At 61.5% G+C, this 22,634-nt stretch carries 19 protein-coding genes; 11 read left to right on the top strand and 8 right to left on the bottom strand.

Annotation, left to right across the window (positions count from 1 at the left end):
- Positions 1-5 precede the first annotated feature (5 nt).
- The 6 genes from M0D64_RS18045 (at position 6) to lpxC (ending at position 6,297) form a co-directional block, all read left to right on the top strand.
- Complete coding sequence (locus M0D64_RS18045; protein ID WP_097393451.1) at positions 6-947, top strand: D-alanine--D-alanine ligase; 942 nt, start codon at positions 6-8, stop codon at positions 945-947.
- A gap of 35 nt (positions 948-982) precedes the next feature.
- Positions 983-1,735 carry a cell division protein FtsQ/DivIB gene (locus tag M0D64_RS18040; RefSeq protein ID WP_266258720.1) on the top strand — a complete coding sequence of 251 codons (753 nt, stop codon included), beginning with the start codon at positions 983-985 and terminating at the stop codon, positions 1,733-1,735.
- A gap of 27 nt (positions 1,736-1,762) precedes the next feature.
- Positions 1,763-2,995 carry a cell division protein FtsA gene (gene ftsA, locus M0D64_RS18035; RefSeq protein WP_074282118.1) on the top strand — a complete coding sequence of 411 codons (1,233 nt, stop codon included), beginning with the start codon at positions 1,763-1,765 and terminating at the stop codon, positions 2,993-2,995.
- A gap of 132 nt (positions 2,996-3,127) precedes the next feature.
- Positions 3,128-4,324 (top strand): cell division protein FtsZ, encoded by a 1,197-nt coding sequence (gene ftsZ / locus M0D64_RS18030; protein ID WP_054040778.1) that lies wholly within the window; start codon positions 3,128-3,130, stop codon positions 4,322-4,324.
- A gap of 261 nt (positions 4,325-4,585) precedes the next feature.
- Positions 4,586-5,089, top strand: a complete 504-nt coding sequence (locus M0D64_RS18025) for a peroxiredoxin (RefSeq protein WP_266258719.1) — start codon at positions 4,586-4,588, stop codon at positions 5,087-5,089.
- A 290-nt stretch (positions 5,090-5,379) separates the two neighbouring features.
- Positions 5,380-6,297 (top strand): UDP-3-O-acyl-N-acetylglucosamine deacetylase, encoded by a 918-nt coding sequence (gene lpxC, locus M0D64_RS18020; RefSeq protein ID WP_097390468.1) that lies wholly within the window; start codon positions 5,380-5,382, stop codon positions 6,295-6,297.
- Positions 6,298-6,378: 81 nt separating this feature from the next.
- Here the strand turns inward: lpxC and M0D64_RS18015 are convergent, their stop codons facing one another.
- Entirely contained in the window at positions 6,379-6,864 is a 486-nt protein-coding gene (locus tag M0D64_RS18015; protein WP_054040773.1) for a DciA family protein, read from the bottom strand.
- Between the two features lie 1,232 nt (positions 6,865-8,096).
- Here M0D64_RS18015 and ltrA point away from each other — a divergent pair.
- The 5 genes from ltrA (at position 8,097) to M0D64_RS17990 (ending at position 15,534) form a co-directional block, all read left to right on the top strand.
- Entirely contained in the window at positions 8,097-9,797 is a 1,701-nt protein-coding gene (ltrA, locus tag M0D64_RS18010; protein WP_200620027.1) for a group II intron reverse transcriptase/maturase, read from the top strand.
- A 202-nt stretch (positions 9,798-9,999) separates the two neighbouring features.
- Positions 10,000-12,810 carry a preprotein translocase subunit SecA gene (gene secA, locus M0D64_RS18005; protein WP_266258736.1) on the top strand — a complete coding sequence of 937 codons (2,811 nt, stop codon included), beginning with the start codon at positions 10,000-10,002 and terminating at the stop codon, positions 12,808-12,810.
- A 151-nt stretch (positions 12,811-12,961) separates the two neighbouring features.
- Positions 12,962-14,203, top strand: a complete 1,242-nt coding sequence (gene argJ / locus M0D64_RS18000) for a bifunctional glutamate N-acetyltransferase/amino-acid acetyltransferase ArgJ (protein ID WP_266258718.1) — start codon at positions 12,962-12,964, stop codon at positions 14,201-14,203.
- A gap of 42 nt (positions 14,204-14,245) precedes the next feature.
- On the top strand, positions 14,246-15,115 hold the full coding sequence (locus M0D64_RS17995) for an ATP-binding protein (RefSeq protein ID WP_266258717.1): 870 nt from the start codon (positions 14,246-14,248) through the stop codon (positions 15,113-15,115).
- Positions 15,112-15,534 carry an NUDIX domain-containing protein gene (locus M0D64_RS17990; protein ID WP_266258716.1) on the top strand — a complete coding sequence of 141 codons (423 nt, stop codon included), beginning with the start codon at positions 15,112-15,114 and terminating at the stop codon, positions 15,532-15,534. Before M0D64_RS17995 ends, M0D64_RS17990 begins: the two co-directional genes overlap by 4 nt.
- 99 nt (positions 15,535-15,633) lie before the next feature.
- Here the strand turns inward: M0D64_RS17990 and M0D64_RS17985 are convergent, their stop codons facing one another.
- The 7 genes from M0D64_RS17985 to M0D64_RS17955 form a co-directional block, all read right to left on the bottom strand.
- Positions 15,634-15,831, bottom strand: coding sequence for a DNA gyrase inhibitor YacG (locus tag M0D64_RS17985; RefSeq protein WP_171926742.1), 198 nt, complete (start codon positions 15,829-15,831; stop codon positions 15,634-15,636).
- 102 nt (positions 15,832-15,933) lie between these two features.
- Positions 15,934-16,689 (bottom strand): cell division protein ZapD, encoded by a 756-nt coding sequence (gene zapD / locus M0D64_RS17980; protein WP_030100922.1) that lies wholly within the window; start codon positions 16,687-16,689, stop codon positions 15,934-15,936.
- A 200-nt stretch (positions 16,690-16,889) separates the two neighbouring features.
- The gene (coaE, locus tag M0D64_RS17975; RefSeq protein WP_266258715.1) at positions 16,890-17,498 is read right to left on the bottom strand and encodes a dephospho-CoA kinase; all 609 of its coding nucleotides are present in this window, start codon (positions 17,496-17,498) and stop codon (positions 16,890-16,892) included.
- Positions 17,499-17,501: 3 nt separating this feature from the next.
- Positions 17,502-18,443: an A24 family peptidase gene (locus M0D64_RS17970; protein ID WP_154558144.1), complete on the bottom strand. Its 942-nt coding sequence runs from the start codon at positions 18,441-18,443 to the stop codon at positions 17,502-17,504.
- A gap of 26 nt (positions 18,444-18,469) precedes the next feature.
- A complete protein-coding gene (locus tag M0D64_RS17965; RefSeq protein ID WP_266258714.1) occupies positions 18,470-19,699 on the bottom strand; it encodes a type II secretion system F family protein in 1,230 nt (409 codons plus the stop codon).
- Positions 19,696-21,003 (bottom strand): GspE/PulE family protein, encoded by a 1,308-nt coding sequence (locus M0D64_RS17960; RefSeq protein WP_266258713.1) that lies wholly within the window; start codon positions 21,001-21,003, stop codon positions 19,696-19,698. Before M0D64_RS17960 ends, M0D64_RS17965 begins: the two co-directional genes overlap by 4 nt.
- Before the next feature lie 132 nt (positions 21,004-21,135).
- On the bottom strand, positions 21,136-22,440 hold the full coding sequence (locus M0D64_RS17955; RefSeq protein ID WP_171926738.1) for an HlyC/CorC family transporter: 1,305 nt from the start codon (positions 22,438-22,440) through the stop codon (positions 21,136-21,138).
- Positions 22,441-22,634: the final 194 nt, after the last annotated feature.

The following is a 22,634-nucleotide window of genomic DNA, read 5'->3' as shown; positions in this document are numbered from 1 at the left end:
GTGAAATGAGCAGCATCGACCCTAAACAGTTCGGCAAAGTAGCAGTGCTGCTCGGTGGGGATTCCGCCGAGCGCGAGGTGTCGCTCAATTCCGGCCGCCTCGTGCTGCAAGGTCTGCGCGACGCCGGTATCGACGCCCATCCGTTCGATCCGGCCGAGCGTCCGCTCGCCGCATTGAAGGACGAAGGCTTCGTGCGCGCGTTCAACGCGTTGCACGGCGGTTATGGCGAAAACGGCCAGATTCAGGGTGCGCTGGATTTTTACGGCATCCGTTACACCGGTAGCGGTGTGCTCGGCTCGGCGCTCGGTCTGGACAAGTTCCGCACCAAGCTCGTGTGGCAGCAACTCGGCATTCCGACGCCGCCATTCGAGGCCGTGCTGCGCGGCGACGACTACGAAGCACGCGCAAAAGACATCGTCGCGAAGCTTGGCTTGCCGCTGTTCGTGAAGCCGGCCAGCGAAGGCTCAAGCGTCGCGGTGATCAAGGTGAAAAGCGCCGACGCATTGCCGGCAGCGCTGCTTGAAGCGGTCAAGTACGACAAGATCGTCGTGGTGGAAAAGAGCATCGAGGGCGGCGGCGAATTTACGGCCTGTATCGCCGGCGATCTGGATCTGCCGGTGATCCGCATCGTGCCGGCCGGCGAGTTTTACGACTACCACGCGAAGTACATCGCGAACGACACGCAGTATCTGATTCCGTGCGGTCTGGCGGCTGACGAAGAGTCGCGCCTGAAAGTGCTGGCGCGCCGCGCGTTCGACGTACTTGGCTGCACCGATTGGGGTCGTGCCGATTTCATGCTCGACGCAGATGGCAACCCGTACTTCCTCGAAGTGAACACGGCGCCTGGGATGACCGATCACTCGCTGCCGCCGAAAGCGGCGCGTGCGGTGGGCATCAGCTATCAGGAACTGGTGGTCGGCGTGCTGGCGCTGACGCTTAAAGACTAACAAAGGACTAACCGGGGCAACCCGAAAGCAACTCCATGTGGAACAACGTTCGCCAGCTCAATCTCGCCGCCAACGCATTGCATGCGTTGCTGGTGCTCGTGCTGCTGGCGGCAGGCGGTTACTGGCTCATCCAGCGTCCGAATTTCGCGTTACGCGAAATCCAGATCGACGGCGACATCGAGCACATCAATTCGCCGACGGTGCGCGCCGGTGTAGTAGGGCGCTTGAAAGGCAACTTTTTTACCGTGGATCTCGACGTCGCGCGCCAGGCGTTCGAGCAGATGCCATGGGTGCGTCACGCGAGTGTGCGGAGGGTTTGGCCGAACGCACTGGCTGTCACGCTTGAAGAGTACAAACCGCTAGGAACGTGGGGCAGCGATCAACTGGTAAGCGTGGACGGCGAACTGTTCACCGCGAACCAGGGCGAGCTCGAAGAAGAGCTGCCCGCGTTCGACGGACCGGACGGTACGGCCAAGGAAGTCGTCGCGCGTTATAGCGACTTCAAGAAGTGGTTTGCGCCGTTGGGCGCGACGCCCGAAGAAGTCACGCTGTCGCCGCGTTACGCGTGGACGGTGAAGCTGTCGAACGGCATGCAGGTGGAACTTGGACGCGAACGCAATCAGGACACATTGCTCGATCGGAGCAGGCGCCTGACCGCGGCGTGGAACGCGGTGACGCAACGTTGGGGAAAGGATATCGAGTATGCGGACTTGCGCTATCCGAACGGTTTCGCGATTCGTGCCGCTGGCATGCGCTTCATCAGCGAACCCGACAAGGGCAAGAAGTAAACGGACATCACACGCAATGAGCACGCTATGAGTAAAGACTATAAAGATCTGCTGGTCGCCCTCGACATTGGGACGTCGAAGGTAGTGGCTATCGTCGCCGAGTTGAAGGGCGAGGGCCACTACGAGGTGATCGGCCTCGGCCAGAGCGAATCGAAGGGGCTCAAGAAGGGCGTGGTGGTGAACATCGAAGCCACCGTGCAGTCCATTCAGCGCGCGCTCGAGGAAGCCGAGCTGATGGCCGATTGCAAGATCACGAACGTATTTACCGGGATCGCCGGCAGCCATATCCGCAGCTTCAATTCGAGCGGCATGGTGGCGATCAAGGAAAAGGAAGTCACGCAGACAGACGTCGCGCGCGTGATCGAGACGGCGAAGGCGATCAACATCCCGACCGATCAGCAGGTGCTGCATATCCTGACGCAGGAATTCATCATCGACGGTCAGGAAGATGTGCGCGAGCCGATCGGCATGAGCGGCATCCGCCTGGAAGTGAAGGTGCATATCGTCACCGGCGCGGTGAGCGCGGCGCAGAACATCGTCAAGTGCGTGCGCCGTTGCGGGCTCGAAGTGAACGATCTGATCTTGCAGCCGCTGGCTTCGTCGCTGGCGGTACTGACGGAAGACGAAAAAGAACTCGGCGTGGTGCTGGTCGATATCGGCGGTGGCACGACTGATATTGCGATTTTCAGCGAAGGCGCGATTCGTCACACGGCGGTGATTCCGATCGCCGGCGACCAGATCACCAGCGACATCGCGATGGCACTGCGCACGCCGACGCCGGACGCGGAAGACATCAAGGTCGACTACGGCATTGCAAAGCAAGCCTTGGCCGATCCGGACGAAATGATCGAAGTGCCGGGTCTCGGCGAGCGCGGTCCGCGCACGCTGTCGCGTCAGGCATTGGCGGCGGTGGTCGAGCCGCGGGTCGAAGAACTGTTTTCGCTCGTGCAGCAGGTGGTGCGCGAGTCGGGTTACGAGGAACTGTTGAGCTCCGGCGTGGTGCTGACCGGCGGCGCGTCGATGATGCTCGGCATGGTCGAACTCGGCGAGGACATTTTCCTGAAGCCGGTGCGCATTGGCGTGCCGGAATACGCGGGCGGTCTCGCTGATGTCGTGCGTAATCCGCGTTATTCGACGGCGATGGGTCTGCTCTTCGAAGGACGCTCGCAACGGATGCGCGGCCGCAAGGTCGCTGTGCAGTCGGGGTCGATGGGTCAGGTCTTCACGCGAATGAAAGACTGGTTCCTCGGCAACTTCTAACGAATTCGCTTTTCGAACGGTTTTACGTAAATACGCGCTGGTGCCGGCGGCTGGCGCGCGACAGGGGGTTGCCCGATCTCCTGCCGAATAACGGCCGAAGTGGCTGCAATTTTTTATCTTGACGGAGGCAACATGGAATTCCAGATGCTGGAAACCGAAACGAACGGCACCATCATCAAGGTGATCGGAGTAGGTGGCGCTGGCGGCAATGCCGTTCAGCACATGATCAACAAAGGCGTGCAAGGCGTCGACTTCATCGTGATGAACACGGACGCGCAGGCTCTGTCGCGTTCGCGCGCTTCCGCGGTGATCCAGCTCGGCAACACGGGTCTGGGCGCTGGCGCCAAGCCGGAAATGGGCCGCGCCGCAGCAGAAGAAGCACGTGAGCGCATCGCCGACGCACTGCGTGGCGCGCACATGGTGTTCATCACCGCCGGTATGGGCGGCGGCACGGGCACGGGCGCAGCACCGGTGGTCGCGCAGATCGCCAAGGAAATGGGTATCTTGACTGTTGGCGTGGTCAGCAAGCCGTTCGAATTCGAAGGCGGCAAGCGCATGCGCGTGGCAGAAGCTGGTTCGCAGCAACTGGAGGATCACGTCGACTCGCTGATCGTCGTTCTGAACGACAAGCTGTTCGAGGTGATGGGCGATGACGCCGAGATGGACAAGTGCTTCCAGTGCGCAGACGACGTTCTCAACAACGCAGTTGCCGGCATCGCGGAAATCATCAACGTCGACGGTCTGGTGAACGTCGACTTCGAAGACGTGAAGACGGTGATGGGCGAGCAAGGCAAGGCGATGATGGGCACGGCGACGGTTGCCGGCGTCGATCGCGCGCGTCTGGCTGCCGAGCAGGCTGTGGCCAGCCCGCTGCTGGAAGGTGTGGATCTGTCGGGCGCGCGTGGCGTGCTGGTCAACATCACGTCGAGCCGTTCGCTGCGTCTGTCGGAAACGCGCGAAGTGATGAACACCATCAAGAGCTATGCTGCTGAAGACGCAACCGTGATTTTCGGCGCCGTGTACGACGATGCAATGGGCGACGCGCTGCGCGTGACGGTCGTGGCAACGGGTCTGGGCCGTGCGGCGAAGAAGCAGCAATCGGCCCCGATGACGCTGCTGCGCACCGGCACGGACAATCAGCCGATCAGCGCGCACGCTGCTTACGCACCGTCGCAGTCGCACGCAAGCACGGCGGATTACGGCGCGCTGGATACGCCGGCTGTGTGGCGCACGTCGCGCGATACGGCGGCTTCGCACGTGCAGGCGCTGCAGGAAAAGGGCGTCGACACGTACGACATTCCGGCATTCCTGCGCAAGCAGGCGGACTGAGCGCACGAGCAGGCTTTCGTTGCGGTGCTGCGGGTTGTACAGCAGCGTAGCACTGGCGGACGAATGCACGAGCGTGGCGGGTGAACGGCGAACAAGCCGCGTATCGTCTGATTCGCGGCAAGGACAAGTGCCCTCTTCGGATTCGCGAAGCGGATGGGGCAACTGTCGCCGGATGGCGGAGCCTGCAGTTAGGCAGATGCTGAAATTCACTGCGACACGACGACGTGCGAACGTACTTCGCATCGATGCAAGGGACTGAGCATGATTCAAGCAGGTGAAAAGCTGCCCGACGCGACGCTCTTCGAGTTCGTCGAAGACACGCGGGCGGGTTGCACGCTGGGGCCTAACAGCTTCGACGTGCGCGAGCAGACGGCGGGTAAGCGCGTGGTGATCTTCGGGTTGCCCGGTGCGTTCACGCCGACCTGTTCAGCCAAACATGTGCCGGGTTACGTCGAGCACGCCGAGCAGTTGCGCGCGCTTGGCATCGACGAGATCTGGTGCGTGTCCGTCAACGACGCGTTCGTAATGGGCGCGTGGGGACGCGATCAGCACGCCTCGGGCAAGGTGCGCATGATGGCGGATGGCAGTGCGGCTTTCACGCGGGCGCTCGGTCTTGAGCAGGATTTGTCGGCGCGCGGCATGGGAATCCGTTCCCAGCGCTACGCGATGGTTGTCGACGACGGCGTGGTCAAGACGTTGAACGTCGAGGCTGCCGGCAAATTCGAAGTCAGCGATGTAGGGAGTATCCTCGCTACGTTGAGCTAGGCACGATTGCGTTCGATGCCTTTGCCTCGAGCCTGCGCGGTTACCGCGTTGTATCAGGGCAACGGCGCATAAGACGCTTTTGTGACGGGCCGTTACTCGGGCCGATGACCGGAAACGCCTCCGTTCCGGACATCGGCCCGTCACGCTTTCCCTGACGGGCGCGCTTTGGGTAATGCAGCGAAACAGATTGATACGTTCCGTGTAACGACGCTCCTTAGGGTATTGGAGTATACTTCGCGCTATGGAATAAAAAGTCCCGATTGGGATTTTCAATCGAATAGAAGATCACCATGTTGAAGCAGCGCACTATCAAATCAATCGTCAAGACAGTCGGCATCGGCCTGCACTCCGGCCGCAAGGTCGAACTGACGCTCCGCCCGGCGGCGGCGAACACCGGCATTGTGTTTTCGCGGGTGGATTTACCCACGCCGGTGGATATCCCTGCGTCGGCAATGGCGATTGGCGATACGCGTCTGGCTTCCGTACTGCAGAAAGACGGCGCGCGCGTGTCGACCATCGAGCATTTGATGTCCGCATGCGCAGGCCTCGGCATTGACAATCTTTATATCGACGTCACGGCTGAAGAAATTCCGATCATGGACGGCAGCGCGGGTTCGTTCGTGTTTCTGATTCAGTCGGCCGGTATTGAAGAGCAGAACGCGCCGAAGAAATTCATCAAGGTCACCAAGCCGGTTGAAATTCGCGACGGCGATAAATTCGCGCGTCTCGATCCGTATTTCGGTTTCAAGCTCAAATTCACCATCGATTTCCGTCACCCGGCTGTGGATAAAACCGGCCAGGCGCTGGAAGTGGATTTTGCCAATACGTCGTATGTGCGGGAAATCGCCCGTGCGCGTACGTTCGGCTTTGCGCATGAAGTGGAAATGATGCGCGAACTCGGTTTGGCGCGCGGTGGCAGCATGGATAACGCCATCGTGCTGGACGAATACCGCATTCTGAACAACGACGGCCTGCGTTACGACGACGAATTCGTGAAGCACAAGATGCTCGACGCGATTGGCGATCTGTACGTGGTCGGCCATCCGTTGCTGGCTTCGTACACGGCATACAAGTCGGGCCACGGCCTGAACAACGCGCTGCTGCGCGAGTTGCTGGCGCATGAAGACGCGTACGAAATCGTCACGTTCGACGACACGCAGAAGGCGCCGCGCGGCTTCGCGTACGAAACGCAGACGGCATTTGCGTAATTTGTGTAGCGCCTTCGGCTGAAATGTCCGAAACGAATGGATGAAAAATAAGCGGCCCTTCTGGGCCGCTTATTTTTTTGTTCAGCGATTTCTCCGATGCCGCGCTGCCATTTTCGCCAAAGCTTCCTGCAGCGGCGAGGGCGCGAGCGATTGGGAGAGCGCGTGCAGCGCGTCCGCGCCGACCGGCGTCATGCGCGCCTGTTTGACCGGCGGCGGCTCCTTCAAAGGCTGCGGCCGCACGCGAATTCTCAGCGCGTTGACCGGCCAGCCACGCTGCTGCAGATCCGACAGCAACCTCGGCTCGATCTGACGCAGGCGGGCGGCCAGCGCATTGTGCGCGGCAAATAGGGCCAGCACGCCTTCCTTGATAAAGCTGGGCTCCACGCTCGTGGCCAGATAGTCCGGCAGCAGTTCGCGCAAATCCTTTTCCAGCGCCGCAATTTGCTCGACGCCCGCGCGCAGGGCCACGAATGCGTCGGTGCGATTCAGCACTTCGGCGACGGGCTGCGGGCGGCGCGCTTTGAACTGCTTGGGCGGCGGCCTTGAAAAGGACGGAATACGGCTCATGTTCGATAGTGACGGCGCGTTCGCACCCTATGTGCGTTCACGCCGCGATTGTACCGCGCGGGATGCACGCGGACCCGCCTCAATGCGTACCGTCGGACGTCGCTGCGGCGGGCTTTCTGTGCCTTGCCGGCGTCGCACGGCTGACACAGGCGCGGGCGGGGGCGCGTGCTAAAATGCGCGATTCGGTGCGACACGCACGCTCGTGTCCGTTAGCTCACGTTACGAGCATCGACTGTAGTAGATGTGCTTTAGGCCCTTCGGGGCACTTTCTAGTAGCTGAGTGTGTGGCCCCTCGGGGTTGCGCCCCATATTTTTGTGAAGCGTGATTCGGGCCATCTCGGCCGATTGATCGCATTGTATTGACCTGATTACCGTCAGGTCCCGCCCAGTCAGCGGCTTCATCTCCGCCGACTGGGCGGGGTGATGTATGCAATTTCCTGCGCCGTCATCGGCAACGGATTCGCGAACTGATACGAGCGAAAGCTCGGTGTGTCATTGTTCGACCTCGTCAGTTTTACGGCGAGGGTAGTGAACCTGCTGTACGACCAGCAGTAGCCTAGGAAGACACGCGTCACTGGCAACGGTGGGGTATGAAGCTCTTCTGACAATGTAGCCCCCGGATGTTTCGGGCAAATCGGTTCCGCGAGGATACGGTTTGGACACTCCCAGCAGCAACGGGGTTGAGGCGCTAGGCTGGCTGATAGGGTTAACGGAAGTGAACTGCTGATAAACCTCGTTAGCATTGCAGTGCCTAAGCTGCTGTCAGGCACTAACCAAAAGGTGTGCGGTTGGATAGCCCGCTCGAATCTCGGGCTACGTCGTTGTCAACGCCGCCGGGGAATAGGCAGAACCTAAGTCAGTCGTGTGACATGCCGGGAACGTGGTAAGCCTGTATGGTTGCCAGCGCATTGAGGCTGGCAGGCGAACCGTAAGGGACGCTGTTGATTGTGCAGGTATGGGAGGACGGAAAAAGCGAACGTCGGGCTGTAATGGCCCGGATAGGGGTTGAGACATCACCCCACGCGAAAGCGGGCAGACTTCCGTCTGGTCTACCGTCGCGAGACGCCTGACTAGCCCTTTAGCTGGATAGAGTGAACGTCGGCCTTGTCTAGCCGTATATGCATACGTTTAGTCATTGCTGAATATTTTTACCCCCTTGCGGGAGCAGATCGCTCCCGCAAGGGGCGATCTGTTCTCCGTTCGGGATTCATTTCTTCGAGCAGGAGAGCAGCATGAAAGTATCTGGTCGAAAGACCGGATCTGCGCTTTCCCACGCGCCAGACAGCTGGTACGCCGTAGATTGGCGTCGGGTTGAACGGAACGTGAGAGGGATGCAGATTCGAATTGCGAAGGCGACGCGGGAAGGTGACTGGCGCAGGGTGAAAGCCCTGCAACGGATGCTGACCCGCACGTTGTCTGCAAAGCTGTATGCGGTACGACGTGTTACGCAAAACCAGGGTGCGCGAACGGCTGGAGTCGATCGCGAGCTATGGGATTCGCCTGAAAGCCGGTGGGAAGCCATCGGCAGGTTGAAGCGGCGCGGATACAAGCCTCTGCCATTACGGAGAGTCTTCATCCCCAAGGCAAATGGGAAGGAACGTCCACTGGGCATTCCGACCATGCGGGACAGGGCGATGCAAGCTCTGTATCTGCTGGCCTTGGAGCCAGTGTCGGAATCGACGAGCGACCTGAACTCTTACGGGTTCAGGCTGAATCGTTCGACAGCCGACGCGATGTCCCAAATCCGCGTCTGTATGTCCCAAGAGGCCTCGGCCAAGTGGGTCCTAGAAGCGGATATCAAGGGGTGCTTCGACCACATCAGTCATGACTGGCTGGAAAACAATGTCCCGATGGACAGAGGAATCCTCCGGAAATGGTTGAAGGCTGGCCTGATTTATCAAGGCCAGCTACGGGCGACTGAGGCCGGTACGCCGCAGGGAGGCATCATCTCCCCGACGTTGGCGAACGTAACGCTGAACGGGCTGGAACGAGAACTGGTGGTGCATCTCGGTGCAAAACTGGGGATCATGAAAGCTAGAAGGCTGAAGGTGAATGTGGTGCGGTACGCGGACGACTTCGTGATAACCGGTGACTCGAGAGAGATACTGGAGCAAGAGGTCCGACCTTGGGTGGAGGCATTCCTTGCGGTTCGAGGGCTGCAGTTATCGGAGGAGAAAACGCGGATCACTCACATTGATGACGGCTTCGATTTCCTTGGGTGGAATTTCCGGAAGTACACGGGAAAGATGCTCATCAAACCGAGCAAAAAGAATGCGCAAGCGTTCTACAGCAAGGTGGCGGAAACGATTAGCAGCAACAAGACGGTGAAGCAGGAGGACATGATCCGACTGTTAAACCCAATGTTGCGCGGGTGGGCGCAGTATCACCATCCGGTTACGGCCAAAAAGGCGTACACCCGCATGGAGCATCTGGTGTTCCGGAGGCTCTGGTGGTGGTCCAAGCGGCGGCATCCGCGAAAGAGCAGCAGTTGGGTGCGACAGAAGTACTTCCACTCAATCGACGCTCGACAATGGGTGTTCGCGGTCCGGACGGTTCGGGACGATGGCAGTTGGGGCCTGACAGAGTTGTACCAACTCAGCGGTACGGCGATCAGGAGACACAAGAAGATCCAAGGAGAATTTAATCCCTTTGATCCGAAGTGGGAGCAATATGGCGAGCAACTGCGGCAGACGCGTCTGTGGGACTCGATGCGTTACCGGAAACAGTGGGCAAAGCTGTACATGTCGCAGAGCGGGTTGTGTGCGCTCTGCGGCTGTGCCCTGACGGACGAAACAGGCTGGCACGACCATCATCTGGAATATCGGATGCACGGCGGGTCAGACAAGTTGTCCAACCGGGTTCTGCTTCACCCGCACTGTCACCAGCAGGTACACGTTGGTAAACTTGCAGTAACTAAGCCGGTTCTGTCGTAGACAGAACTTTGTTTGTAGATTTGAGCCGTATGCGGGGAAACTCGCACGTACGGTTCTCGGGGGGCCCGATCTTCGTAAGAAGGTCGGGCTACCCGACAATTCACTCTTGGACTAAGCCGCCGAGGCCCTTCCGACCCCGGAGCGCACGTGCATGAACTGCACGCCGCGAACCAGCCGAAGCCGCGACGCAGACACCGATCCGATGACCACCGGTTTTCTACAGAAGATTTTTGGCAGCCGCAACCAGCGGCTAGTCAAGCAATATCAAAAGACCGTCACGGCGATCAATGCGCTCGAGCCGCAGATCGAGCAATTGACGGATGATCAACTGCGCGCCAAAACGGGTGAATTCCGCCAGCGCGTCGCGAGCGGCGAGTCGCTCGACAAGCTCCTGCCGGAGGCCTTCGCGGTGTGCCGCGAGGCCAGCAAGCGGACGCTGAAAATGCGCCACTTCGACGTGCAGTTGATCGGCGGCATGGTCCTGCACTACGGCAAGATCGGCGAAATGCGCACCGGCGAAGGCAAGACGCTCGTCGCTACGCTCCCGGTGTACCTGAATGCGCTGTCCGGCCGTGGCGTGCACGTCGTCACCGTCAACGATTACCTGGCCCAGCGCGACGCCGAATGGATGGCGCGTCTGTACAACTTCCTCGGTCTGTCGGTCGGCATCAATCTGTCGCAGATGGATCACGGCGCGAAGCAGGAAGCGTACGCCGCTGACATTACCTACGGCACCAACAACGAATTCGGCTTCGACTACCTGCGCGACAACATGGTCTACGAGACCGATGCGCGCGTGCAGCGAGCCCTGAATTTCGCGGTGGTCGACGAGGTCGACTCGATCCTGATCGACGAAGCCCGCACGCCGCTGATCATCTCCGGCCAGGCCGAAGATCACACCGAACTCTACGTGCGCATGAATGCGCTGCCGCCGTTGCTCGAACGCCAGATCGGCGAAGAGAAAGCGGACGGTACCGGCGTCGAAAAGCCGGGCGACTACACGCTGGACGAAAAAGGCCGCCAGGTCTTCCTGACGGAATCGGGCCACGAAAAGGCTGAGCGTCTGCTCGCCGAATGGGGCCTGATTGGCGAAGGCGAAAGCCTGTACGCGCCGCAGAACATCACGCTGATGCACCACGTGTACGCCGCACTGCGCGCGCACACGCTGTTCTTCAAGGATCAGCACTACGTCGTGCAGAACGGCGAAGTCGTGATCGTCGACGAATTCACCGGCCGTTTGATGTCGGGCCGCCGCTGGTCGGATGGCTTGCACCAGGCTGTCGAGGCGAAGGAGCACGTCAAGATCCAGAGCGAGAACCAGACGCTCGCGTCGATCACGTTCCAGAACTACTTCCGCATGTACGCGAAGCTGTCCGGCATGACCGGCACGGCCGATACCGAAGCGTACGAATTCAACGAGATCTACGGTCTCGAAACGGTCGTGATCCCGACCAACCGTCCGCCGAAGCGGATCGACAAGCAGGATCAGATCTACAAGACCGCGAAGGAACGCTATGACGCGGTGATCCGCGACATCCGCGATTGCCACGAGCGTGGTCAGCCGGTGCTGGTCGGCACGACCTCGATCGAAAACTCGGAACTGCTGTCGCATCTGCTGAAGCAGGCCGGGTTGCCGCACGAAGTGCTGAACGCCAAGCAGCACGCGCGTGAAGCCGAGATCGTCGCCGAAGCGGGCCGTCCGAAGCGTGTCACGATCGCCACGAACATGGCCGGTCGCGGTACCGACATCGTGCTCGGCGGCAATGCCGAAAAACAGGCGTCCTTCATCGAAAAGGACGAAGCGCTTTCTGAAGACGAGAAGCAACGCCGTATCCAGAAGCTGCACGACGAATGGCAGGCGCTGCACGATCAGGTGAAGGCCGCGGGCGGTCTGCACATCATCGGCACCGAACGTCACGAGTCGCGCCGGATCGACAACCAGTTGCGCGGCCGTGCCGGCCGTCAGGGCGACCCGGGTTCGTCGCGTTTCTATCTGTCGCTGGAAGATCCGCTGCTGCGCATTTTCGCGGGCGATCGCGTGCGCGCGATCATGGACCGCCTGAAGATGCCGGAAGGCGAAGCGATCGAGGCGGGCATCGTGTCGCGTTCGATCGAATCGGCGCAGCGCAAGGTTGAAGCGCGCAACTTCGACGTTCGCAAGCAATTGCTCGAATACGACGATGTGTCGAACGACCAGCGCAAGGTGATTTATCAGCAGCGCAATGAATTGCTCGAAGCGAACGACATCACCGAAACGATCGGCGCGATGCGCGGCGGCGTGATCGCCGATATCGTTCACCAGTTCGTGCCGGCCGGCAGCATCGAAGAGCAGTGGGACGTGCCCGAGCTGGAGGAAGTGCTGCGCAACGAATGGCAGCTCGACCTCGCGATCCAGGAAATGATCAACGAGTCGAACTCGATCAGCGCCGACGAGATTCTCGAAGCTGTCGAAGCGGCCGCGGACGAAGCGTACGAATCGAAGGTCGAACAGGTCGGCCGCGAATCGTTCAGCGCGTTCGAACGCTCGATCATGCTGCAAACGCTGGACCGTAGCTGGCGCGAACATCTGGCCGCGCTCGACCACCTGCGCCAGGGTATCCATCTGCGCGGGTATGCGCAGAAGAATCCGAAACAGGAATACAAGCGCGAGGCGTTCGAACTGTTCGCCGCGATGCTCGACGCCGTGAAGCTGGAAGTCACCCGGGTGGTGATGAATGTACAGATCCAGTCGCCGGAACAGTTGGAACAGGCCGCCGAGCAATACGAAGAGCAAGGCAGCCACCTCGAAAACGTCGAGTTCCGTCACGCCGAATTCGCCGAAGCTGCAGCAGCAGCGCCTGCCGCTGCGGAAGCGGCTACCGCCGCCATGATCGGCGACGCGATGAGCCACGGCGCCTCGCACGCCATTGGGTCGGACGTGAGCGTGGACAACGTGCCGAAGGTCGGCCGTAACGACCCGTGCCCGTGCGGCAGCGGCAAGAAGTACAAGCAGTGTCACGGCAAGATCGCATAATGCCGAAAGCGGCGCGCTTTAAGCGCGCCGCTTCGTTTTACACGTTGTTTTGTTGATGATTTCGCGGTGGTTCGGCTACAGGCTCGAGCCATCAGTTACCGATCCCTCGATGCCGGCGCCACGCCGGCATTTTCTTCGACAGGTCGCGACCATGGCTGTCAATTTCCCCTCGATCGATCCCGCTCAACTTCACCCTGTCGCCGGCGTCACGCTGGGCTGGGCGGAGGCGAATATCCGCAAGCCGAACCGCAAGGACGTGCTGGTCATTTCCGTTGGCGAAGGCGCGACTGTTGGCGGCGTGTTCACGCAGAACCGTTTTTGCGCCGCACCCGTCACGGTGTGCCGTGAGAATCTGGAGCGCGTGCGCGCGGGCGGCAAGCCGATTCGCGCGCTGGTGATCAACACGGGCAACGCGAACGCGGGCACGGGTGAGCCGGGCCTCGTGGCCGCGCGCGAAACCTGCGTTGAGCTCGCGCGCCTCGTTGACATTGCGCCGGAACAGGTGTTGCCGTTTTCGACGGGCGTGATTCTGGAACCGCTGCCGGTCGATCGTCTGAAGGCCGGTCTGCCTGCCGCGCTGGCGAACCGCAAGGAAGCCAACTGGTACGACGCCGCCCAGGCGATCATGACCACGGATACCTTGCCGAAAGCCACCTCGCGTCAGGTCGCGATCGACGGCCACACGGTCACGCTTACCGGTATCAGCAAGGGCGCCGGCATGATCAAGCCGAATATGGCGACCATGCTCGGCTTCCTCGCGTTCGACGCCGCCGTCGCCCAGCCGGTGCTCGACGCGCTGGTCAAGCACGTGGCGGACCGCTCGTTCAACTGCATCACGATCGACGGCGATACGTCGACCAACGATTCTTTCATCCTGATCGCGTCGGGCAAATCGAGCCTGCCGGCGATCACGTCCACCGATTCGCCCGCTTATGAAGCGCTGCGCGACGCGGTGACCGAAGTCGCCCAGACCCTCGCCCAACTGATCGTGCGCGACGGCGAAGGCGCGACCAAATTCATGACCGTGCATGTCGAAGGCGGCTCGAGCGTCGGCGAATGCCGCCAGATCGCGTACGCGATCGGCCACTCGCCGCTCGTGAAGACGGCCTTCTATGCATCGGATCCGAATCTCGGCCGCATTCTCGCGGCCATCGGCTATGCCGGCGTGGACGATCTCGACGTCGGCAAGATCGATCTGTATCTGGACGACGTGCTGGTCGCCACCGCCGGCGGCCGCAATCCGGCCTACCGTGAGGAAGATGGTCAGCGCGTCATGAAAAAGAGCGAGATCGGCATTCGTGTCGTACTCGGCCGCGGTAATGCGCAAGCCACGATCTGGACTTGCGATTTGTCGCACGATTACGTGAGCATCAACGCCGACTATCGTTCGTAACCAGGTTTATTGCGCGGCGTTTTGGCCGCTTACCTTACAGCCATGGACAAACTCGAAAAGTTTCTGACCCGGGCCGAAGCCGTACTCGTCCGCCTCGAAGCGATGCTTCCTCCTGCCGAACCGGAGATCGACTGGTCGGCAGCGGTCGCCTTTCGCTGGCGCAAGCGTCAGGGGCGCGGCTATCTGCAGCCGGTGCCCGCCATTTCGTCGATCACGCTCGGCGACCTGCAAAACATCGATCGCCAGAAAGGGTTGATCGAGCAGAACACGCTTCAGTTCGTGCGTAAGCAGCCGGCCAACAACGTGCTGCTGACGGGTGCGCGCGGCACGGGCAAGTCGTCGCTGATCAAGGCTTGCCTGAACGCCTATGCGAAAGACGGCCTGCGCCTGATCGAAGTGGATAAAGACGATCTGCACGATCTCGGCGACATCGTCGATCTGATCGCGCAGCGGCCGGAGCGCTTCGTGGTGTTCTGCGACGACCTGTCGTTCGAAGACGGCGAGTCGGGCTACAAGGCGCTGAAGGTCGCGCTCGACGGCTCGATCTCTGCGCAGTCAGACAACGTGCTGATCTACGCAACGTCCAACCGCCGCCATCTGCTGCCCGAGTACATGAGCGACAACGAGACGTACAAGCACATGGCCGACGGCGAGATTCATCCGGGCGAACTGGTCGAAGAAAAGATCTCGCTGTCCGAGCGCTTCGGCCTGTGGGTCAGCTTCTATCCGTTCAAGCAGGACGACTACCTGTCGATCATCGGTCACTGGCTGCGCCATTTCGGCTGCGACGACGCGGAAGTCGAAGCGGCGCGCGGCGATGCGCTGGTGTGGGCGCTGGAGCGCGGCTCGCGCTCCGGGCGCGTCGCGTGGCAATTCGCTCGCGACTGGTCAGGACGGAAGACCCCGGCATGAACGATGCGCAGAAGAACGTGGCTGGCCGCCCGGTGACTGAAGTCGCCGTCGGCGTGCTGATTCAGCCGGATGGACGCTATCTGCTGGCGCAGCGCCCGGCAGGCAAGCCGTACGAGGGGTACTGGGAGTTTCCGGGTGGCAAGCTGGAGGCGGGCGAGTCGGTCGAGGCCGCGCTAACCCGCGAGCTGCACGAGGAACTGGGTATCGACGTCAAGACGAGCCATCTTTGGCACACGCTCGAACACGATTACCCGCACGCCTACGTGCGGCTGTTCTTCTGCAAGGTCACGCAGTGGTCCGGCGAACCGCACGGCCGCGAAGGCCAGGCATTTGTGTGGCAGGCGCTGCCGGCGGATGTCTCGCCACTGTTGCCGGCGACGATCCCCGTGCTGGAATGGCTCGCGGCTGAGAAAAACTAGGGAAATTATCGGCGGTTTTAAACGGCGCTGCGTGCGCAGCGCCGTCCTGCGCAACTGCGACACGCCGCGCATGCGGTGTGCGTCTGCAACCTGCAGTGCTCAATGCGGGGTGTAGTCCCCGCCAGGCGATTCATCAGACGGCGTTTCTTCCTCCGTGCCGCCTATCTTGTACTTCTCAGCGGCCCAGGCGCCGAGGTCGGTCTGCTTGCAGCGGTCAGAGCAGAACGGGCGGAAGCGGCTTTCTGGAGTCCAGCGGACATCCTTGCCGCAAGTGGGGCATTTGACGACGGTAGGCATACGGTCAGGCAGTCAATCGGAAACGGAACAAGTTACGAATATAGGGGCATTTTTCGCCGCTTTAAAGGCGCGGCCCCGCGATTCAGTTCTACAGGGCAAGCGTTACAGGCTGCAAAGCGTGAGCTGGAACGGCACGTCGACATCCACCGCGCGCGGACGCAAATCGCCGTCCTGCACCGTGAATCGCACCCAGAGCATGTACTTGTTAGCGCTAGCCTCCGGAATCACCCGCAATTCAGGTGCCACCCGTACCTGCATCAACTGGTATGAACGGCCCGACAGCATCTGCTGATAGCTGCCCTGCATCGCCATGACCTTGGACGCCTGACCCGATTCGCGCGCGAGGCGCAACACGATTGTTGCCGCATCGCGCAACGGCAGCAGCGGCGTGACCCATTTGGCGATATCCTGCCGACGCTGATCGGGATGGATCTGCTGCCACGCGTAGTATGAAGGCAAATCGAACTTGCAAGTGCCGCCCGGGATGATCGCGCGGCTACGGATGCTGGCAAGCCACTCGTTGTCGGCCAGATGCTGGCCGGTCTTGCCCTGCATCTGTGAAAGCCCTGACAAGGTCTGCTCGATTTCCCCTAGCACGGCCTCCAGCGCGTTCTGCTCGATCCCCGGATTGCCCCGGAACGGCGCCAGAGTTTGCCGTTGGCGCTCGAGCTCCTTCATCAGATCGGACTTCAGATCCGCGCGACCTGCAACCTCTGAGATTTCGAACAACGTTGTCAGTGCGACGTGATGTTCCCTGGCGTCTTCCTGAGTCAGAAAGAACGTGAAGCGCTCGAACAGATCTTCGAGGCGCAATAGCGTCCGGATTCGCTCGTTGAAGGGATACTCGTAAAGGATCAAGCGGGCTCGCCTCGGGCGTGGTCGGTGACGGGAATGCAGAACATTCTAATGCCGTGAGACTACCCTAGCAATCACGCACTTTTTCAGCGCGCTTTCGCAACTTTTTTCACGTGTTTCAGGCGGTTTGGCGCGTGCTTTGCATGCGTGCCGCTGCATGGCTGAGCAAACCACGCACGCTACAAGCCATGTTCAGCGTATTCTCACGCGCTCGCTAGGGACAGATAGACGCGATGCTGCGCATCGACCTGCGTCTTGAGTGCGTCGAGCGGCGCGTTGTCGTTGTCGTTGTCGATGATGTCGTCGGCTGCGGCGAGGCGTGCTTCGCGCGTCGCCTGGCGGGCGATGATCGCCAGCACCTGTTCACGGCTAAAGCCGTTGCGGCTCATCACGCGAGAGATTTGTGTCTCGACGCTGCAATCGACCGTCAGCACACGATTCACGCGAGTCTTCCAGCTACCTGACTCCACCAGCAACGGCACTACTACGATCACGTACGGCCCTTGCGCCTCGCGTTGCTCGCGTTCGGTCTCCGCACGAATCAATGGATGCGTGATGCGTTCGAGGCGTTTGCGCGCGCCGTCGTCGCTGAATACCAGCGTGCGCATGCGGGCGCGGTCGAGCGAACCATCTGCCGCCACGAACGAATCGCCGAACTCCGCGGCAATCTGCGGCATCGCAATGCCGTGCGGCGCCGTGATGCGGTGCGCAATCAGGTCCGTGTCGACCAGCGGCACGCCGTGCGCGGCGAACAGGTCAGCCACGGTCGATTTGCCGCTGCCGATGCCGCCGGTCAATCCCACAGCAAACATGCTTCAGCCTCCCAACGCCAGATAAAGCGGTGTGCCGAGAAATAGCGTAACAGCACCGCCCGCTGCAAGAAACGGCCCGAACGGTAGGGGTTCTTCAAAGCGCATGCGGCCGCGCCACGTCGCCGCGAGGCCGACCACCGCGCCAGCGACCGCCGCGATCAGCACGATCTGCGGTAGCGCCGCCCAGCCGAGCCACGCGCCGAGCGCCGCCAGCAGTTTGAAATCGCCATATCCCATCCCTTCGACGCCGCGCACCAGACGGAACAGCCAATGCACGACCCACAGCACCAGATAGCCGAAGATCGCACCAAGCACGGCATCGTGGAGGTTCGCGAACATGCCGTTGAAGTTCACGATCAAGCCGGCCCACAGGAGCGGCAGCGTCATCGAGTCCGGCAGCAGGTGGGTGTCGATGTCGATCGCGCTCATTGCGAGCAACGCGGCGCACAGTCCGAAGGCGGCGAGTGCCATGCCGGTTGGCCCATACAGCGCGAGCGCCCCGGCCGCGAAGGCGGCGCTGGCGATTTCGAGCAGCGGGTAGCGCAGGCTTACGCGTGTCTTGCATGCGGAGCAGCGCCCGCGCAACAGCAGATAGCTCAGCACCGGCAGGTTCTCCCACGCGCTGAGCACATGGCCGCAATGAGGGCACGCGCTGCGCGGCACCCACAGGTTGTAGCGGGCGGGCAAGCCGTCGTCTTCGAGCGCTTGTTCGGTGGCCTCGCTGACTTCCTCGCGCCACGCACGCTCCAGCATGATCGGCACCCGATGCACGACCACGTTCAGGAAACTGCCGATCACCAGACCGAACACGATCGCGAATGCGATCTGCAGGCCGTTGGGCAAGCTGCCGAACGCCAGGCCGAGACTGGTTGTGACGTGGCCGGACAGCAGGCCCGAAAACAGGCTGGAAGAAGTATCTGACACGGGTGGAAGGGTAGCCTGCATATAAAGGGTGGGATTCGGCTGCGATGCTACACCACGTTGCCGAGTTGAATAATGGGAAGATACATCGCGATCACCAGGCCGCCGACCAGCGTGCCCAGCACGATGATGACAAGCGGTTCGCACAGGCTCGAGAGCGTGCCGATCTTTTCGTCTACCTGACGATCGGCGAGCGACGCCACATCGATCAGCATCGTGTCGAGCGTCCCGGACTCCTCGGCAACCGCAACCGGCTGCACTACCTCCGGTGGAAAGCAGTGCGCCGCGCGCATCGCGGCGGCGAGCCGTTCGCCGCGCCGCAGCCGGGCGGCGATCTCCACCGTGGCGCGATCGAAGAAAGCGTTGCCGGTGGCGTGAGTCAGTGAATCGAACGCATCCGCGAGCGGTGTGCCGGCCGACAGCAAGGTACCGAGTGCGCGGCTCCAGCGCGCCGCGCACAACGTGCGCAGCAACGAACCGGCGACCGGCATTGTCAGCGATAAGCGGGCGAACCGAATGCGCGCAGCTTCGGAACGTCGCAGCAGAAACGTCATAGCCGAGCCCGCGGCGAAAACCGTGACGACCAGAGGAATGCTCCAGCGCGCGGCACCCGCTGACAAGGCCAGCACGAACTGCGTGGGCGCGGGTAGTTTCGCGCCGAAGCCGTCGAAGATTTGCTTGAAAGTCGGCACGACCCAAACCAGCAACGCGGCGGTTATTGCGATCGCAAGCAACAGGATTGCGACCGGATAGGTGAGCGCCGCGCGCACCTTGGCACGCTGCGCGGCGGCGCGTTCGCGGTCGTCCGCGATCCGGGCGAGGACGGCGGGCAGCGCGCCGGCTGCTTCGCCGACTTCGACAAGTTGACAGTACAGCGCGTTGAACTGAGCAGGGTGCCGTTGCAATGCTGCGGAGAAGCGCAGGCCACCGGTGATGTCGCGTGCCAGCGCGCCGACGATCCGCTGCATACCTTGGCCGCGCGAACCATCCGCTTGCGCCAGCAGTTCCAGCGAAGGCGCGAGTGGCAAGCCTGCGCGCAGCAGACTGGCGAGCTGCCGGGTGAACACCGTGACGTCGGTGGTGCGGATTTGAGGGCGTGGCGCGTGCCCGCGTGCCGCGAGTTCGACGATGAACAGCTTTTCGCGTTTGAGTATGGCTCGTGCGGTGCTGACGTCCGGCGCAATGAGCGCACCGGTTTTCTGTACGCCGTCGGCATCGACGCCGCGCCATCTGAAGCGCATCTCGGCCGCTGGCGGTGGGTGAGTCGTCGCTGTGTTCATGTGACCTCGGTGGCGGCCAGCGCTTCGGTCAGGCTCGTCGTGCCGTCGCGTACACGCGCCAGGGCTGCGTCGCGCAAGGTGGCGACCTGTTCGGTTTGCGCGAGCCGGGCCAGCTCATGGGTGCCTGCGCGTGCCACGATCAACTCGCGCATCGCATCGGAGACCGGCATTACCTGGTGAACTCCGACGCGGCCGCGGTAGCCGATGCCGTGGCAGGCTTCGCATCCGGTGGCGGCGAATGGTTGCCAGCCGTCGAGACGATCGTCGGCGAAGCCCGCTGCTCGCAGCGCCGCTGCCGATTGCGGCGCCGGTGCGCGGCATGCCACGCAGAGTCGCCGCACCAGCCGCTGTGCCGTCACCATCCTTAGCGCGGCGGCCAGGTTGTAAGGCTCGACGCCGATGTCGATCAGGCGCGCGACAGCAGCAGGTGCGTCGTTCGTATGCAAGGTGGACAGCACCAGGTGACCGGTTTGCGCTGCCTTCACGGCAACATCGGCGGTTTCGTCGTCACGGATTTCGCCGACCATGATCACATCGGGGTCCTGACGGAGAAACGCACGCAGCGCCACCGCGAACGTCAGGCCAGCCTTTTCGCGCACGCTCACCTGATTGATACCCGCCAGTTGAATCTCCGCCGGATCCTCTACCGAGCACAGATTGCGCGCCTCGTCGTTGAGCATGTGCAGGAAGCAGTACAGCGAAAGCGTCTTGCCGCTACCGGTGGGCCCGGTGACGAGTACGAGGCCGTGCGGCGCGCGAATCGCGGCATCGACGGCTTCACGTTGCCGTAGATCGAGGCCGAGCGAGTCGAGCGATAGATCGGTGGGCAGTGCGTCGAGCCTGCGTAACACCAGCTTTTCGCCGAACAGCGTAGGCAGCGAGTTGACGCGATAGTCTTCGACGCGACCGGGCGACGTGGCAATACGCAGCCGTCCGTCCTGCGGTACGCGCCGCTCGGCGATATCCATGCGCGCCAGCACCTTCACGCGCGTGATGAACGCATCGCGCAGATGCGCAGGGGGCTGAGGGATTTCATGCAGTACGCCGTCGATGCGCAAGCGCACGCGCCAGCCATGCTCCGCCGGTTCGATGTGCAGGTCCGACGCATTGCGGCGGGTTGCCTCCTGCAAGGTGTCGGTCAATAGGCGTACGGCAGGCGCGTTGTCGGAATCGGGGAGACTCGAGTTGAGGTTGGAGCTGGCACTGGTGTCGGCGGCAAAGGCGTTATGTCTGGGTTTCGCTGGACTTTCGCTATCGACGGCGACAGGCCGCAACGACGCCGCGCGTTGAAAAGAATCTTGCATGAGAGACCGGTGATGAGCCGCCTGTAGAACACGACGACTCCATCATCCGGTAACGCCGCAGGCACCACCATTCAGCCAATCGGCTAATGGCGCGTTTCGAGCCGATGTGCGACGCTGCGCAGCGTGTAGGCCTTAACCGCGCGCCGCCTTGACGGCTTTCGCGCCCGTGCGAGTGGGCGGTTTGAACAGCTTGACGGTGCGGATCGCCTGGTCGTCGCTGCGCATCACTTCGAGTTTCACCTCGCGGATCTGCACGCAGACGTCGCCGTCCGGAATCTCTTCGAGAATCTCGAGGATCAGGCCGTTGAGCGTTTTCGGTCCGTCGGTCGGCAGCGTGAGATGCAGCCAGCGGTTCAGCTCGCGCAGCGGCATGCTGCCCGCCACGATACATTCGCCGTTCTCGTTCCAGCCGCCGCGCGAATTGGCGCTACGCGGAATCGACGTAGTGAATTCGCCGATCAGCTCTTCGATGATGTCTTCCGGCGTGACCAGCCCTTGCAACTCGCCGTATTCGTTCACGACCAGCGCCGTGCGGTGACGGCTTTCCTGGAAGTACTGTAGTTGCTGGAATACCGGGGTGCCGCTCGGCACGAAATACGGCTCGGCCAGCAGTTCGCGCAGCGTCTCGCGCTCCAGTTCCTGGTTGTGCAGCGCAGCCAGTGTCTTGCGCACGTGGAGCACGCCGAGCACCCGGTCGATGTCGCCTTGATAGACGATCAGCTTGTTGTGATAACAGGTTTCCAACTGATGCAGGATCTGTTCGAACGGTGCGTCAAAGTCGAGCGCTTCGATGCGGCGGCGCGGGATCATCACGTCGTCGACAGAAATGTTTTCGAGGTCGAACAGGTTCAACAGAATGCTGCGGTGCTTGGTCGGCATGAAGCTGCCCGATTCGAGCACGATAGTGCGCAGCTCTTCGGTGGAGAGCCGCTGATCTTGCGCGCCTTTGGTATTGATATGCAGCACGCGCAGGATCGTGTTCGCGAACAGATTGACGAACCAGACGAGCGGCTTGCCGACGCGCATCATCGGCGCGATCAGCAGGCTGGCCGGCAGGGCGATCTTCTCGGGGAACGTCGCGCCGACGATCTTCGGCGTGATTTCCGCGAACACGATGATCAGGAACGCAACGATGCCGGTCGCGATCGACAGCACCACATTGTTATGGCCGAAGGTATGCAGCGCGATCGAGGTGGTGAGCACCGGGATGATCGTGTTGAACAGATTGTTGCCGATCAGGACCACGCTCAACAGTTGGTCGGTGTGCGCGAGCAGGCCCTGAGTGGTCTTTGCGCCGAGCGCATTCTGGTTGGCAAGGTGTTTCAGGCGATGGCGGTTGATCGCCATCATCGCCGTTTCGGAAATCGAAAAGAAGCTGGAGCAGATAAGCAGCAGAAAGACGGCGCCGATCTGCGCCCATAAGGGAAGTTGTTCCACGCGTAGTGAAGGATAGGGGACGGGATGGAGAGAATATAGCAGAGGGGGCTGGGCGAGCCGCCTCCGCGGATGGTCTATGAAGACTGGGACAAATCGTATGTTGTGGCAAGGCGTCGGCGGGGCACAAAAAATCGCGACCCAAAACAAAAAAACCGCCAAGCAAGCTGGGCGGTTTTTCGAGCCTTGAACTAACA

Source organism: Paraburkholderia sp. WS6 (assembly GCF_030464835.1).
Taxonomy (GTDB): domain Bacteria; phylum Pseudomonadota; class Gammaproteobacteria; order Burkholderiales; family Burkholderiaceae; genus Paraburkholderia; species Paraburkholderia madseniana.
Note: the sequence above shows the minus strand (reverse complement) of the source record. Positions and strands in the feature narration are given on the sequence as shown.